The sequence below is a fragment of the Mesorhizobium sp. M0618 genome, from assembly GCF_040320765.1.
GTDB lineage: Bacteria > Pseudomonadota > Alphaproteobacteria > Rhizobiales > Rhizobiaceae > Mesorhizobium.
The window spans coordinates 1-14946 of sequence record NZ_JAMYQH010000001.1 but is presented as its reverse complement, the minus strand read 5'-3'; the positions used below and the strand labels follow the sequence as shown (position 1 = coordinate 14946).

Genomic DNA, 14946 nt, shown 5'->3' with positions numbered 1-14946 from the left:
AGGCGTGCCGGCTCCCCCCTTTTTTGTCCGTCACGCCGCGTGGTCCAACGGTATGCCGCGCGTGGACTGACGGGTCAACAAGCATAGAGGCAGCAAATATCATCGCATGGCAGACAGTGCCCGATACCGGCGATCTGCCCTCGCGTCATGCAACCAAAGTCTGACCTTTTCAGGCGATTTTGCCGGTGTCGCGGCCGGCGCCGATCAGGATCAGCGTCGTGACCAGGAACAGATACATCCACGCGTCGCGCCACTCGACCGGGAAATAGCCGGCCCACAGCGATTCGGCCATACCGAAGGCGGCCGCGCCGAGTGCTGCGCGCGACGGCGAGAGATAGCCGCCGACCGCCGTCACGAACAGGATCTTCAACCCGTAGACGAGGCCCGAGCCGAAGCTGACATTGCCGTAATAGAGCCCGGCCATCACACCGGCCAGCGCGGCGCAGAAGCCGCCGAACAGCACCGCGTGCCGGAACACCGCGCGTACGTCGACGCCGCACATCGCCGCCGTCTTGGGATCGTCGGAGACGGCACGCCAGCGCCGGCCGAAGCTCGACCGGGCAAACGCCCAGCTGGCCAGCACGATTGCCGTCAGCACCACCGCGCAGTCGATGAGCTGGATGAGCGTCAGCGTCGCCTTGAAGGTCGCGCCCTGCGCGAAAACGATAGGCTGCGCCAGCATCGGCGGGAGCCACAGATCATGCGTGTCGGCGGCGATGCGGCTCGCTTCGGACAGCAGCAACAGGATGCCGAGCGTCGTCACCACGATTGCATTGGGCGTGCGGTCGGCCAAAGGTTCGAAGACACTGCGCGACAGCACGTGGCTGATCAGCGCGGCATAGAGGAACGCAGCGACGACGCCGAGCGCCACCGCCGCCAGCAGCGTCAGCCACAGCACCTGGTATCCGAAGGCCGCGGTCAGGATCATCGTCTGGCCGCAAAAGGCGAACAACGCGCCATAGGCGAGATTGGTGCGATGCAGGATGCCGTTGGTCAGCACATAGCCAAAGGCGAGCAGGGCATAAAGCGCGCCCGAATGCAGCCCGTTCAGCGCCTGCTGGAAGAAATAGAGCATGCAAAACCTCGAAGCATGCTGCCCAAAAGTGCGAAGCGGTCCTCGCCAGCGGCATGCTCAAAAGGCTGCGGAGACCACCGCATCCCGGAGTGAGGTTGCATCGCCGAATCTAACTTGTCAAACACAATTCATCGGTTAGATTCTCGTCATGACGGTATCCTGGACCTCGCACCGCTTTACCGGCGGCCTGCTGGCGCTCGACACGGCGAACACCGTCGTGCTGCGCGGCGATCCGGAGCGGACGTTCGATCGCTTCGACGATCCGGCCGAGATTGCCCGCTTCGCCGATGCGGCGAGCCGCTTTCGCGCCGCCGAACTTGGCGAAAGGCCGCTGGCGGTATCCTCGGCGGTGGCGATCGCGCCCGTCGTGCTGTCGATCCGCGAGGCGACGGACCGGCTGTTTCGTGATGCGGCGTCGAAGGGCGCGGTTGCCACCACTGATCTGCCCGGATTCCTGAGAGCCTGCGGCGATGGCCTTGCCGGCAGCCGGACCGAGATCGGTGCGCCGGGGAGGCCCTTCGGTGATCCCCTGACTCCGATCGCCTTCGAGGCGGCACTGGCGGTTTCGGCGCTGTCGCTTCTGCGCGACGACACCGTCGCGAGGCTCAGGATCTGTCCCAATTGCACCTGGCTGTTCGTCGACAGAAGCCGCAATTCCAGCCGCCTTTGGTGCGACATGGCGGTGTGCGGCAACAGGCAGAAGGCAAGCCGTCACTATCGTCGCCGTCGCATGGCGGAAAATGAGGTCAAGAATGCGTAGCGGCCTTTCCCATTCGATCCTTGTCGGCGCGGCACTCATCGCGGCCGTTGCGCTCGGCGCCTGCCGCGATACCGGCAATGACGAAGGCAAGCTGTTCGAGATTTCCGGCAAGATATTCGTCTTCAACTACCGCCTTGCCAGGGCGACCTATGTCGTGACCCTGCGGCCGCTGAAGCCGATGGGAGAGGGCCAGGTCGCGGTCGCCAGCTTCCAGGATCCCGCCGGCGGCGTGCCTCTGGTGGTCGAGCAGAAGGTCTGGCCGAAGCTCGACAAGGTGACGCTGGAGAGCCCGGCACTGACCTGCGTCGTCAAGAACAAGCCCTATGCGATTGCCATCAGCATCAAGGGCGCCGACGGCGCGGTCCTGCAGAAGATCGATACCACGCTGATGTCGACGGAAGACCAGTCGATCCTGCCCGACCGGCCGCTGGTCATCGATCAGCTCTACACCGCCAATCCCGATCTCGTCGGCCATCCCGACGGCAAGCTGCCGGGCGAACCGAAGCCGGATTGCTCGAAGGGCGGCTGACGCGTCGCGGCCATCCGGGCCGCAGCTGAAATTTTCGTGCGCCGGGCAATGTCCGCGGACCGGTTTCATACCCGATTCAGGATGGCCGCGGACTGTTCGTTGCGCGTTGCCTGGCATCTGCGATTTTGTTTGACCTGCCTTGCAAGGGGAGAAAGGATGCGTCATCCGACCCCGACGTTGGCTGCCTGCCCCGCGTGGCCTCCGCAGAGGAAATGCCTGATGACGCTGCACGACGTCGCGCTCGACGACAAGTTCGATCTCGCAAAGGAGCGCATCTTCCTGTCCGGCGCGCAGGCGGTCATCCGCATGCTGCTGATGCAGCGCGAGCGCGACCGTCGCGCCGGCCTGAACACGGCCGGCTTCGTCTCCGGCTATCGCGGTTCGCCGCTCGGCGGCCTCGACATGCAGCTTTGGAAGGCGAAGAAACAGCTCGCCCAGGCTGACATCGTCTTCCAGCCGGGCCTCAACGAGGAGCTTGCCGCCACCGCTTGCTGGGGGTCGCAGCAGACGGAACTGCTGGGCGAGGGCACTCATGACGGCGTCTTTTCGGTCTGGTATGGCAAAGGGCCGGGCGTCGATCGTTCCGGCGACGTGTTCCGCCATGCCAACCTCGCCGGCTCGTCGAAGCATGGCGGTGTGCTCGCCTTGATGGGTGACGACCATATGGCCGAATCCTCGACCAATGCGCATGCCACCGAATTCCTGTTCGTCGACACGATGGTGCCGATCCTCAATCCCGCCGGTGTCCAGGAGATCATCGATTACGGACTCTACGGCTTTGCCATGTCGCGCTTTGCCGGTACCTGGGCGGCGATCAAATGCGTCAAGGACAACATCGAATCGACGGCCTCGGTCGATGCCTCGCTCGAGCGGCTGAACATCGTCGTGCCGGATTTCGACATGCCATCGGGCGGTCTCAACATTCGCCACGAGATCGACATGCTCGGTCAGGAGGAGCGGCTGCATGAGCACAAGCGCGCCGCGGCTTCCGTCTTCATCCATGCCAACGGGCTGAACCGCATCGTCTATTCGGGTGGCCGCAACCCGAAGATCGGCATCATCACGCTGGGCAAGAGCTATCTCGATGTCCGTCAGGCGCTGGAGGACATCGGCATCGACGAGGCGGCCGCCAACCGCATCGGCGTGCGGCTGTTCAAGGTCGGCTGCCCCTGGCCGCTCGACCTGCATCACATCGCCGATTTCGCCCGCGGCCTCGACACCATTATCGTCGTCGAGGAGAAGCGCTCGCTGATCGAGGTGCAGCTGCGCGAAAGCCTTTATGGCACTGCCACCCAACCGGTCATTATCGGCAAGAAAGACGAGCGCGGCGACTGGCTGTTTCCGGCCAAGGGCGCGCTCGATCCCAACGAGATCGCCATCGCGCTTGGCGAGAGGATCGTCAGGACCATCGGCCCGTCCGAAGAGATTTCGGCGCGGGTGGCGAAGCTGCGCCAGTTCCAGGCAATGCTCGCCGACGCCACCGACATCGGCTCGCGCACGCCATTCTTCTGTTCCGGTTGTCCGCACAATTCGTCCACCAAAGTGCCGGACGGCTCTATCGCCGCGGCCGGCATCGGCTGCCACTTCATGGCGCTGTGGATGGACCGCAACACCGTTGGTTTCACGGCCATGGGCGGCGAGGGCGCGCAATGGGTCGGCCAGGCGCCGTTCTCCAAGCGCGAGCACATCTTCCAGAATCTTGGCGACGGCACCTACAACCATTCCGGTACGCTGGCGATCCGCTTCGCGCTGTCGAGCGACGCCAACATCACCTACAAGATCCTCTACAACGACGCCGTCGCCATGACCGGCGGCCAGCCGCACGAAGGCGGCCTGACCGTCGACATGATCGCCAGGCAGGTGCGCGCCGAAGGCGTCGACCGCATCGCCATCGTCACCGATGAGCCCGGCAAATATGCCGGGAAGGCCGAATTCCCGGCCGGCGCCACCATCCATCACCGCGACGACCTCGATCTCGTCCAGCGCGAGCTGCGCGACGTCAAGGGCGTTTCGGTGCTGCTCTACGACCAGACCTGCGCCGCCGAAAAGCGCCGCCGCCGCAAGCGCGGCACCTTCCCCGATCCCGACAAGCGGGTCTTCATCAACGAACTGGTCTGCGAAGGCTGCGGCGATTGCGGCGTGCAGTCGAACTGCGTCTCGATCCAGCCGGTCGAGACCGAATTTGGCCGCAAGCGCAAGATCGACCAGTCGAGCTGCAACAAGGATTTCTCCTGCGTCAACGGCTTCTGCCCGTCCTTCGTCACCGTGCACGGCGCCAAGATTCGCAAGGCCGAAGGCCTGGCCGGCAAAGCCGATCCGCTGGAAGGCGTGCCTGTGCCGGCGCAATTCCCGCTTGGCGAGCAGGGCTGGGCGGCGATCATCGACGGCGTCGGCGGCACCGGCGTCGTCACCGTCGGTGCGGTGCTCGGCATGGCGGCGCATCTCGAGGACAAGGGCTGCGGCATGATCGACATGGCCGGCCTCGCCCAGAAGGGTGGCTCGGTGTTCACCCATGTCCGCATCGCCCGCACCCCGGACGACATCCATGCCATCCGCGTTTCGGCCGGCAAGGCCGATCTGGTGCTTGGCTGCGATCTCGTCGTGTCGGGCGCCAAGAAGGTGCTGACCGCGGTGCGCGAGGGCCACACCATCTTCGTCGCCAACACCGCCGAGATCATGCCCGGCGAATTCGCCCGCTCGGCTGATTTTTCGTTGCCGACAGAGCGGCTGAAAAAGGCGATCCGCGCGGCAGCCGGCGACGACAAGGCGCATTTCTTCGACGCCACCCGCACCGCCACGGCACTTTTCGGCAATTCGCTCGGCGCCAACATGTTCATGCTCGGCTTTGCCTTCCAGCACGGCGGCCTGCCATTGTCGGCCGAGGCCGTCGAGAAGGCGATCGAGCTCAATGGCGAAGCCGTGGCGATGAACATCGCCGCTTTCCGCTGGGGACGTCGTGCTGCCCATCAGCCGGATTTCGTGCGCGGGCTCGTTGCCCAGCCGGGTCCGGCCGTGGCTGGAAAGGCCGACCAGGCCACGGACATCGCCGAGACACTGGACGACATCATCGCCCGCCGCGTCGCCTTCCTGACCGCCTATCAGAACGCCGCCTATGGCAGGCGTTATGCCGGAAAACTGGCCATTTTGCGCGCCGCCGAAGCGAAGGCCGTGCCTGGTTCGACCGCGGTGTCGCAGGCCGCCGCCAGGAACCTGTTCAAGCTGATGGCGATCAAGGACGAATACGAGGTGGCGCGTCTTTACACGGACGGCTCTTTCGTCGCCGAACTTGGAAAACAGTTCCAGAGCTACGAAAAGCTCGAATTCCACCTCGCGCCGCCGATCATGGGCCGTCGCGGCAATGACGGCAGCCCGAGGAAATCAAGCTTCGGCCCGTGGATGATGAAGGGCTTTCGGGTTCTGGCGGCGATGAAGGGCCTGCGCGGCACCGCCTTCGACCTGTTCGGCTACACCGCCGAACGGCGCATGGAGCGGCGGCTGCTGGCGCAGTATGAGGCGGATCTGGAGCTCATCGCCAGATCGCTGGCCCCGGCCAAGGTCGATGCGGCGGTTGCGCTGGCCGCGGTGCCGGCCCTCATTCGCGGCTATGGCCACGTCCGTCGAGCTAGCGCCGACAAGGCTTCGAGCGAACGCCAAAGGCTGCTCGAACGCCTGTCGAGTACGCCGGCGCGGCCGGAACTTCAGGCCGCCGAATGATCGATACGCCTTGTTTACCTGAACGACAGTTTCCTTGCTTTCCGTTACGTCACCCGGCTTGACGACAGGAGCGGCGGGGCCTCTCTAAATCTTTCTTAAGGCGGATGTGGCACTGCTTGGCTCCCCAGGGTTGGGATTCAGGCGTTGAATCTGATAAAGAAGAACGAGATCCCGGTCGACGTCTACATTCCGTTCGTGGAAACCTTGTTTCGCGACGGGTTGACGCTTTCGATAGGATTCTTTGCCCAAACCCTGCTGGTCGTGCTGGTTTACTGGAAAACCATGGATCCGGCCTATCTCGCGGTCACCCTCGGACTGCTGGCCGTCGCCTTCCTTCGTCTTCGCAACATCAGGAAATATCGTCACGCTCCTTCGCCTCAAAATTGGGAAGAGGCGCGTCGCCGCGAGAACGACTACATACTGTACGGCTCGATGCATGGCTTCATGCTTGGTGCCTTTTGCTTTGTCGGCATCTATCTTGCCTATGACCCGTTCGCGGAAATAGCTGCCGTCTGCGTGACGCTTGCCTCCGCCACGTCTATTGCTGGCCGCAACTATGGTTCGCCCAGGATGGTCGTGATCTTCATTATGACCATGACTTGGCCGATCTCGTTGGGCTTCATCCTGCGGGGCGATCCCTATCACTTCATTCTCGGCCTGCTTTCGGCGCCATTTCTTTTTGCCATCAAGCGCTTCGCCGATCTGGTCCGCGAGGTGCTTTTCGCCGCCCTGTCCGAGGAAAAGAAGGCCAACCGCATCGCCCAGCGCTTCAATCGGGCGCTCAACACCATGTCGCACGGCCTTGTCATGCTCGGCCCGGACGGCCGCGTCGCGGTGGCCAATGCCGAGGCCGCGCATCTGATGTCGCTCAAGTCGCCCGACGCGCTGCTCGGCCGGTCGATCCATGGTCTGTTGATGCGCGGTGTCGCCGGCGGCATGCTGGCGCCCAAGGATTGCCGCTACATCGAGGCGCAGCTGACGCGTGCCCTGCGCGAGGGCCGCGACCGCAAGGTGCTGGTTTCCCTCGCCAATGGCCAGCATTACGAGTTCTCGGCTCGCGAAGGCAGCCAGGAACTGGGCGTCATCACCTTCGAGGATGTCACCGCCCGTGTCGAGGCGGAAGACAAGATCCGCTTCATGGCACGTTACGACAACCTCACCGGCCTGCCCAACCGCGCCTACTTCCATGAACTGATTGGCGAGGCCATGGTATCAGGCGATCGCAATCGTCTCTGCGGCCTTGCGGTGCTCGACCTCGACGATTTCAAGAGCGTCAACGACACGCTTGGCCATCCGATCGGCGATGGCTTGATCTATGCCGTTGCCGAGCGGCTTGCCGCCATTGCCAGGCAAGATATCACCGTCAGCCGTTTCGGTGGCGACGAGTTCATGATCTTCTTCGACCGCGTCGAGGATGAGAGCCATCTGACCAGCCAGCTCGACGAGATTTTCGCCGGCCTGCAAGGGGAAGTCGACGTCGCCGGTCACGGGCTGCGCATTCAGGCCAGCGGCGGCGCGGTGCTGTCACGGGTCAAGGATACCGATGTCGACGCCATGATCGTCAAGGCGGACCTGGCGCTCTACAAGGCCAAGGAGCTCGGCAAGAACAGCTGGCGGCTGTTCGAAGCCTCGATGGATGCCGCCTTCCGCAACCGTCAGCTGATGAAGGCGGACCTGCGTACAGCCGTGGAAAGCAAGAGCTTGAGGGTGGTCTATCAGCCGATCGTGGCGATGAGCACCATGCGTATCGCCAGCTGCGAGGCGTTGTGCCGGTGGGATCACCCCGATCTCGGGCCGATCTCGCCCAGCATCTTCATTCCTTTGGCCGAGGAAATGGGCATCATTTCCGAGATCAGCACCTTCGTGCTGCAGGCAGCCTGCGCCGAATGCGCCAAATGGCCGGACCAGACCAGCGTCTCGGTCAATCTCTCGGCCAAGGATTTCCGCAACCGCGACGTCATCCAGAAGGTTCGCGATGCGTTGGCCGCCTCCGGCCTCGCCGCCTCCCGGCTCGAGATCGAGGTCACCGAAACGGCGCTGCTCGACGACAAGTCGCTGACGCGCCAGTATATCGAGGAGCTGAAGCAGATCGGCGTACGCATCGCGCTCGACGATTTCGGCACCGGCTATTCGAGCCTGAGCTACCTGCACAAACTGCCGCTCGACAAGATCAAGATCGACCGCTCGTTCCTGATGGACGTCACCCAGAACCCCCGTTCGCTCGAGTTGCTCAAGGGCATCGTCAATCTGTCGCGGCCGCTGGGGCTTTCGGTCACCGTCGAGGGTGTAGAGACCTTCGAGCAGCTCAAGATACTGGCGCTGCAGGTCAAGCCCGATCTCGTCCAGGGGTTCCTGTTCGGTTCGGCGCTCAGCGCTTCCGGCATCGAGACCATGTCGAACACGGTATGGCCCTTCGCCAAGGACATCAATACAGCCAAGAGAGCCGCACGTCGCTGACCGGTGCCGGAAGAGCGTCGCCTTTTCATAAAAATTTACGGACCGTTAACGTTAATGATCGGTAAACGAGGTGCGCTCCATTTTCATCTTTTACATCTCAGGATCCCGTCGTAGGTTGAACTGTGGCGGAAACTTACGAGGGTTTGAAGTATGGATGTGCAGTTGGAAGCGCTTGGCCATGTGGCGGGCGGGGGTGAAGAAAATTCGCCCGACAGCATGTCGAGTTTCGCCCGCAATGTTTCAGCGATGCTTGAGCGGACGGAATATCGCCGCTGCGACAAGGGCGAGGATCTCGAAGACATCTATAGGTTGCGCTACAAATCCTATATCTTGAATGATATGGTTCCAGAAAACCCGGAACATATAGTGCATGACGAGCTCGACGAAGCTGAAAATTGTTCCAAGTTCGGCGTCTATATTGACGGAATCCTGGTCTCCACGGTGCGCATTCATCATGCCTGCCGGGCCACGCCGCAATCGCCGTCTACAACTGTCTACGGCGACATCCTGCGCCCGATGCTGGCTGCCGGGGCGCACTTTGCGGATCCAAGCCGCTTTGCCGCCGACCCAGACTGGTCGAAGGTCTATCCGCAGATCCCCTACCTGACGCTGCGCCTTGCCGGAATGGCCTGTTTTTACTTCGACGCACCGTACTGTCTCTCGACTATCCGGCCCGAACATGCGGGTTTCTACCGTCGTATCTACAGTTCTGAGCAGATCGGTGAGCTGCGCGACTATCCGGGCCTGAACTACAAGGTCGTGCTCTATCGCGCCAATGTCGCTGCCATTCGCGAGCGGTCGTTCTCACGCTTCCCATTCTTCCGATCCACATCTCTGGAGCAGCGTATGCTGTTCGAGACACCTGGTGCTGGAGAATTGGCGCCGCTGACCATCCTGCCGACTGCCAAATATTTTCGCGAAGCCGCCTGAGATTAGGCGTTTCGCAGAACCACTGGAGCTTTCCGGCCGGATACGCGTTCTGATGGCTCGGCGCGTTGTCGTCCTCGCTATTGGTCGCCGAATCCACGGATATGCCAAAGGAACTCGTCATGACCATTTCCACACTTGCGCTCACCCCGCTCATCTCGCTGATCGCCGGCGTGCTGATCCTGGTCATGCCAAGGCTGTTGAACTACATCGTCGCGCTCTATCTGATCGTCGTCGGGTTGCTCGGGCTATTTCCGCATCTAGCCGGCTGAGGGATTGCAACCGTCCGCCTCAACCGCTTCTGGGGCATCTTTCCGCGTCACGCATTGAGTTCTGCTCCGGCGCGTTGGCCGCTGGCTTCAAGTTTCCGTTGAGGCAGTTGTCGGCTGTTGTGCGGCAATAGCGCCATTGCTCTCGGCCCGGCTTTTCGCTATGTGCCTGAAAGATGTCTTCGAAGGGGTATTCCTATGGCTGATCACTCGCCGACCGGTCCTGTCGAACTGGGCGCGAAGATGGACTATGCCGAGCATGACCGCACCTATGCGGGCTTCCTCGCGCTGGCCAAATACGGATCGCTTTTCTGCGGAGCCCTGCTTCTGGCGATGGCCTTCGGCTTCTTCGCGGGCGGCTTCTTCTCGGCGACCATTCTATTCGTGCTGATTATGGCCGTCGGCGCCTTTATCCTCCGATAGATTTTCCGACACCTTGTCCACGGCGCCGCCGCGAGGCCGGCCGGCGTCTTGCGGGAAATAGCTTCCGGCCGAAAGGATCATGCGGTGGGACAGACGGTTTTCATCCCTCGTGAGCTCGATGCCAACGAGCCGCGCGTCGCGGCCTCGCCCGATACGGTGAAACGGCTGGCGGCGTTGGGCTTCGACGTCGTCGTCGAGGCCGGTGCCGGCACGAGGTCCCGCATCCCCGACGAGGAATTCGCCAAGGCCGGCGCTGCCATCGGCAACGTTTCCGATGTCGCCAAGGCCGATGTCGTGCTGAAGGTGCGTCGGCCCGGCGATGCCGAGCTGAAGAGCTACAAACCCGGTACTGCGGTCATTGCCATCATGGATCCCTATGGCAATGATGCCGCTGTGGCAGCCTTGGCCAAGGCTGGCGTCACCGCTTTCTCGATGGAATTCATGCCACGCATCACCCGGGCGCAGTCGATGGACGTCTTGTCCTCGCAGGCCAATTTGGCCGGCTATCAGGCGGTGATCGACGGGGCTTCGGAATATGATCGCGCGCTGCCGATGATGATGACGGCGGCGGGCACGGTGCCGGCAGCAAAGGTCTTCATCATGGGCGTCGGCGTTGCCGGCCTGCAGGCGATCGCCACCGCGCGGCGTCTGGGCGCGGTCGTCACCGCCACCGACGTTCGCCCCGCCGCCAAGGAACAGGTTGCCTCGCTCGGCGCCAAGTTCCTTGCGGTCGAGGACGAGGAATTCAAGGCGGCCGAGACGGCCGGCGGCTACGCCAAGGAGATGTCGAAGGAATACCAGGCCAAGCAGGCGGCACTCACATCAGAGCACATCGCCAAGCAGGATATCGTCATCACCACCGCGCTTATTCCCGGCCGACCGGCGCCCAAGCTGGTATCGGCTGACATGGTCGCTTCGATGAAGCCGGGCTCGGTTCTCGTCGATCTGGCGGTTGAGCGCGGCGGCAATGTCGAGGGCGCCGAAGCCGGCAAGGTCGTCATCACCGCCAACAACGTCAAGATTGTCGGCCATCTCAATGTGCCTGGCCGCATCGCGGCGTCGGCCTCGCTGCTTTATGCCAGAAACCTGTTTGCCTTCCTGGAAACGCTGGTCGACAAGACGACCAAGACGCTTGCCATCAACCGCGACGACGATCTGGTCAAGGCAACGATGCTGACCGACGGCGGCAAGGTGGTTCATCCGGCCTTCGTGAAGGCCGACCAGCAGCCCCATGTCGAGCCGGCGGCGATCCCGGCCAAAACCATGGTCGCCGACGCTTCGCCCAAGAAAGCCGCGCCCAAGAAGGCGGCCGCCGCCTCCAAGTCGCCCTCGTCGAAGCCGAAAGGGATCGCGTGATGGACCAGACCCTGCAGAAAGCCCTCGACCAGCTCGACCAGGCTTCCGCCGCCGTCCGGCTGGCGGTGCAAAACATGGCGACCGCGCCTGGTGGTGCCGACGCGGCGGGTGATGCTGCGCATGCGCTGTCCGGGGGCGCCATCGATCCCTTCGTCTTCCGCTTCGCCATCTTCGTCCTGGCGATCTTCGTCGGCTACTACGTCGTCTGGTCGGTGACCCCCGCACTGCACACGCCGCTGATGGCCGTCACCAACGCCATCTCCTCGGTCATCGTCGTCGGCGCGCTGCTTGCCGTCGGCATCGCCGCCTCCGGCATTGCCGCGGGCTTCGGCTTCGTCGCGCTGATGCTGGTGTCGGTCAACATCTTCGGCGGCTTCCTCGTCACCCAGCGCATGCTGGCCATGTACAAGAAGAAGGACAAGTAGAGCGCCATGAACGCCAACTTCGCGTCCTTCCTCTACCTTGTCTCCGGCGTCCTGTTCATCATGGCGCTGCGCGGTCTGTCGCATCCGACCACCAGCCGGCAGGGCAATCTCTACGGCATGATCGGCATGGGCATCGCCATCGCCACCACGCTGGCGCTGGCAACTCCCTCGGCCGGCCGCTTCGGCCTGATCGTGCTCGGCCTGGCCATTGGCGGCAGCGTCGGCGCCGTCACCGCGCGGCGCATCGCCATGACCTCGATGCCGCAGCTGGTCGCCGCCTTCCACTCGCTGGTCGGCCTCGCCGCCGTCATGGTGGCGGCCGCCGCCATCTATGCGCCGGAAAGTTTTGGCATCGGCACGGATGGTGACATCCACGCCCAGGCGCTGATCGAGATGAGCCTTGGCGTCGCCATCGGCGCCATCACCTTCACCGGCTCGGTCATCGCCTTCCTCAAGCTCGATGGCCGCATGTCGGGCAAGCCGATCATGATCGGCGGACGCCACTTCATCAACGCGGCACTTGCCATCGCGCTCGTCGTGCTGATCGTGCTGCTGGTCACCACGGAATCGAAGCTGGTCTTCTGGCTGATCGTTGCCGCCTCGCTGGTGCTCGGTATCCTGCTGATCATCCCCATCGGTGGCGCCGACATGCCGGTCGTCGTCTCGATGCTCAACTCCTATTCGGGCTGGGCAGCTGCGGCCCTCGGCTTCACGCTCGGCAATCTGGCGCTGATCATCACTGGCGCGCTGGTCGGCTCATCCGGCGCGATCCTGTCCTACATCATGTGCAAGGGCATGAACCGAAGCTTCATCTCCGTCATCCTCGGCGGCTTCGGTGGCGAGACGGCAGCGGCCGCCGATGACGGCATCGAACGCACGGTCAAGCAGGGTTCTGCCGACGATGCCGCCTACCTCATGATGAACGCCCAGAAAGTCATCATCGTGCCGGGCTACGGCATGGCGGTTGCCCAGGCGCAGCACGCGCTGCGCGAAATGGCCGACAAGCTCAAGGCCAATGGCGTCGACGTGAAGTACGCCATTCATCCCGTGGCGGGCCGCATGCCTGGCCACATGAACGTGCTGCTCGCCGAAGCCAACGTGCCCTACGACGAAGTGTTCGAACTCGAGGACATCAACTCGGAGTTCGCGCAGGCCGATGTCGCCTATGTCATCGGCGCCAACGACGTCACCAACCCGTCCGCGCGCGACGACAAGTCCTCACCCATCTACGGCATGCCGATCCTCGATGTCGACAAGGCGCGCACCTGCCTGTTCGTCAAGCGCTCGCTCGGCTCCGGCTATGCCGGCATCGACAACACGCTGTTCTACAAGGACGGCACCATGATGCTGCTCGGCGATGCCAAGAAGATGACCGAGGAAATCGTCAAGGCCATGGATCACTGATCGGCGATCAGCGCCGGGACAAGCCAAGAAACGCCTGGCTTCGCGCCGGCTTTTTCTTGGCCGTGCTTTCTTGGCTTGACGGCAATTTCGGCGCTACGATGACGAATTCCCGCCTCGACGGCGGGACTGTCGTCGACGGAGACGTTGGTGCCCGACCCGATCGCATCGCCGCCCGCCGGAAAACCGCCGCGCAAGCCTGGCCAGGCGGTGGTGATCGTTCATGGCATGGGCGAACAGCGGCCGATGGATACGTTGCGCCGCTTTGTCCAGGCCGTCTGGAGCCATGACCCCAGCCGCGCGCCGTTTTATGCCCGTGTCGCCGATCCGGCCGACCCCGCCGGTTCGAAGATCAACCAGAGCTGGATCACTCCCGACAGCCGGACCAATTCGTACGAACTTCGCCGCATCACCACGCCCTACGATGTCGATGGCCGCCGCACCGATTTCTACGAGCTTTACTGGGCCGACATCACGCAGGGCACGACGCGGGGCCGGCTTGCCGCCTGGGTGACAAACCTGCTGTGGCGCAAGCCCGCCGACATACCGCCCGACGCCCGAAAGCTCTATCTGGTCACGCTGGTTGCCGTCATCATCGTTCTGGCCGCGGGCCTCGCGCTCGCGACGTCGGTCTGGCAGCAGCAAATTTCGTGGACCATCGGCGCGCTCGTCACCATCCTGGCCTCGTTCGTCATCTGGTCGGTGGATCGTTTTGGCCTTCCCTATTTCGGCGATGTCGCCGCCTATGTGCGCGCTGAAGCTGCAACCGTCGAGAAGCGGGCTCTGATCCGCAGCCGTGGTCTGAAGCTGCTGAAGCGTCTGATGATGGACGATACCTACGATCGCATCGTGCTGGTCTCGCATAGCCTCGGCTCGATGATCGCCTATGACCTGCTGCAGATCTTGTGGGCCGATTTCAGGCCCCGAAGACTGGAGGCCATCCGCGACAAGGCGAAACTGAAGGCGATCCACGCCATCGACAAGGCGACGCTTGTTGCCGACGGCTCGGCATGGCCCGGCAGCCTTGACGATCTTGCCGGGTTCCGGCGCGATCAGTGGGAACTCTATCGCCAACTGCGCACCAAGGAGGACAACCATGGGCCTTGGAAGATCAGCGATTTCGTCACGCTTGGCAGCCCGCTGACCCACAGCGAATTTCTGGTGACGCACAATCTCGCCGAATTCAGACGCGGCATCGCCGAGCGCCTGTTCTCGGCATGTCCGCCGGTTGCCGAGGGAGCGGCGGCCGGTGGCACTGTGCTTTATCAGGAAGGGCGCAACCGTTCTTCGGGCAAGCCGCAGCGCGCGGTGCATCATGGAGCGGTGTTTGCTGCGACGCGCTGGACCAATATCTTCGACCGCGGCAACGGTTGGCTGACGGGCGATCCGATCTCCGGGCCGATGGCGGAGAATTTCGGCCCGGGCGTGGAGAACATCCAGGTCGAGCTACGCGGTTGCCTCGGCCGTGTCTTCACCCACACGCTGTACTGGTCGTTGGCGGCGCCCCGTGTGGAGGTGGCCCCCCACCATACGCCCCCCATTGAAAGTTGCGGGGTTCGCCGCCCGGTAGGCCAAGGTGGGCAAAAGGGGCCCAGCCCAACCGGAACGCC

The 14946-nt window shown here is 63.2% G+C and carries 12 protein-coding genes; 11 read left to right on the top strand and 1 reads right to left on the bottom strand.

Annotated elements, in window-relative coordinates:
- Positions 1 to 169 precede the first annotated feature (169 nt).
- Positions 170 to 1075 carry a branched-chain amino acid ABC transporter permease gene (locus tag NKJ04_RS00060; RefSeq protein ID WP_352672703.1) on the bottom strand — a complete coding sequence of 302 codons (906 nt, stop codon included), beginning with the start codon at positions 1073 to 1075 and terminating at the stop codon, positions 170 to 172.
- A 148-nt stretch (positions 1076 to 1223) separates the two neighbouring features.
- Here NKJ04_RS00060 and NKJ04_RS00055 point away from each other — a divergent pair, with 148 nt between their 5' ends.
- From NKJ04_RS00055 to NKJ04_RS00005, 11 genes are all read left to right on the top strand, one after another.
- Positions 1224 to 1835 (top strand): CGNR zinc finger domain-containing protein, encoded by a 612-nt coding sequence (locus tag NKJ04_RS00055; RefSeq protein ID WP_352672702.1) that lies wholly within the window; start codon positions 1224 to 1226, stop codon positions 1833 to 1835.
- Positions 1828 to 2364: a hypothetical protein gene (locus NKJ04_RS00050; RefSeq protein ID WP_206638000.1), complete on the top strand. Its 537-nt coding sequence runs from the start codon at positions 1828 to 1830 to the stop codon at positions 2362 to 2364. Before NKJ04_RS00055 ends, NKJ04_RS00050 begins: the two co-directional genes overlap by 8 nt.
- Positions 2365 to 2583: 219 nt before the next feature.
- On the top strand, positions 2584 to 6078 hold the full coding sequence (locus NKJ04_RS00045; RefSeq protein ID WP_352672700.1) for an indolepyruvate ferredoxin oxidoreductase family protein: 3495 nt from the start codon (positions 2584 to 2586) through the stop codon (positions 6076 to 6078).
- A 144-nt stretch (positions 6079 to 6222) separates the two neighbouring features.
- The gene (locus NKJ04_RS00040) at positions 6223 to 8535 is read left to right on the top strand and encodes a putative bifunctional diguanylate cyclase/phosphodiesterase (RefSeq protein ID WP_352672699.1); all 2313 of its coding nucleotides are present in this window, start codon (positions 6223 to 6225) and stop codon (positions 8533 to 8535) included.
- Between the two features lie 150 nt (positions 8536 to 8685).
- On the top strand, positions 8686 to 9465 hold the full coding sequence (locus tag NKJ04_RS00035) for an N-acyl amino acid synthase FeeM domain-containing protein (protein WP_352551263.1): 780 nt from the start codon (positions 8686 to 8688) through the stop codon (positions 9463 to 9465).
- 119 nt (positions 9466 to 9584) lie between these two features.
- The gene (locus tag NKJ04_RS00030) at positions 9585 to 9734 is read left to right on the top strand and encodes a DUF3096 domain-containing protein (RefSeq protein ID WP_013528205.1); all 150 of its coding nucleotides are present in this window, start codon (positions 9585 to 9587) and stop codon (positions 9732 to 9734) included.
- A 195-nt stretch (positions 9735 to 9929) separates the two neighbouring features.
- Complete coding sequence (locus tag NKJ04_RS00025) at positions 9930 to 10154, top strand: aa3-type cytochrome c oxidase subunit IV (RefSeq protein ID WP_127267396.1); 225 nt, start codon at positions 9930 to 9932, stop codon at positions 10152 to 10154.
- 84 nt (positions 10155 to 10238) lie between these two features.
- Entirely contained in the window at positions 10239 to 11510 is a 1272-nt protein-coding gene (locus NKJ04_RS00020) for a Re/Si-specific NAD(P)(+) transhydrogenase subunit alpha (RefSeq protein WP_352672697.1), read from the top strand.
- Positions 11510 to 11935 (top strand): proton-translocating transhydrogenase family protein, encoded by a 426-nt coding sequence (locus tag NKJ04_RS00015; protein WP_006339983.1) that lies wholly within the window; start codon positions 11510 to 11512, stop codon positions 11933 to 11935. The genes NKJ04_RS00020 and NKJ04_RS00015 overlap by 1 nt, the downstream gene beginning before the upstream one ends.
- A gap of 6 nt (positions 11936 to 11941) precedes the next feature.
- Complete coding sequence (locus tag NKJ04_RS00010) at positions 11942 to 13339, top strand: NAD(P)(+) transhydrogenase (Re/Si-specific) subunit beta (RefSeq protein WP_127267393.1); 1398 nt, start codon at positions 11942 to 11944, stop codon at positions 13337 to 13339.
- A 147-nt stretch (positions 13340 to 13486) separates the two neighbouring features.
- Positions 13487 to 14946, top strand: a 1460-nt coding sequence (locus NKJ04_RS00005) for a hypothetical protein (RefSeq protein WP_352672695.1), incomplete at its 3' end; no start/stop codon positions are given.

Coding starts and splice junctions, on each gene's coding strand:
- NKJ04_RS00015 (WP_006339983.1), top strand. CDS start 11,510: ATGGACCAGACCCTGCAGAAAGCCCTCGACCAGCTCGACCAGGCTTCC.
- NKJ04_RS00050 (WP_206638000.1), top strand. CDS start 1,828: ATGCGTAGCGGCCTTTCCCATTCGATCCTTGTCGGCGCGGCACTCATC.
- NKJ04_RS00060 (WP_352672703.1), bottom strand. CDS start 1,075: ATGCTCTATTTCTTCCAGCAGGCGCTGAACGGGCTGCATTCGGGCGCG.
- NKJ04_RS00035 (WP_352551263.1), top strand. CDS start 8,686: ATGGATGTGCAGTTGGAAGCGCTTGGCCATGTGGCGGGCGGGGGTGAA.
- NKJ04_RS00045 (WP_352672700.1), top strand. CDS start 2,584: ATGACGCTGCACGACGTCGCGCTCGACGACAAGTTCGATCTCGCAAAG.
- NKJ04_RS00010 (WP_127267393.1), top strand. CDS start 11,942: ATGAACGCCAACTTCGCGTCCTTCCTCTACCTTGTCTCCGGCGTCCTG.
- NKJ04_RS00030 (WP_013528205.1), top strand. CDS start 9,585: ATGACCATTTCCACACTTGCGCTCACCCCGCTCATCTCGCTGATCGCC.
- NKJ04_RS00055 (WP_352672702.1), top strand. CDS start 1,224: ATGACGGTATCCTGGACCTCGCACCGCTTTACCGGCGGCCTGCTGGCG.
- NKJ04_RS00025 (WP_127267396.1), top strand. CDS start 9,930: ATGGCTGATCACTCGCCGACCGGTCCTGTCGAACTGGGCGCGAAGATG.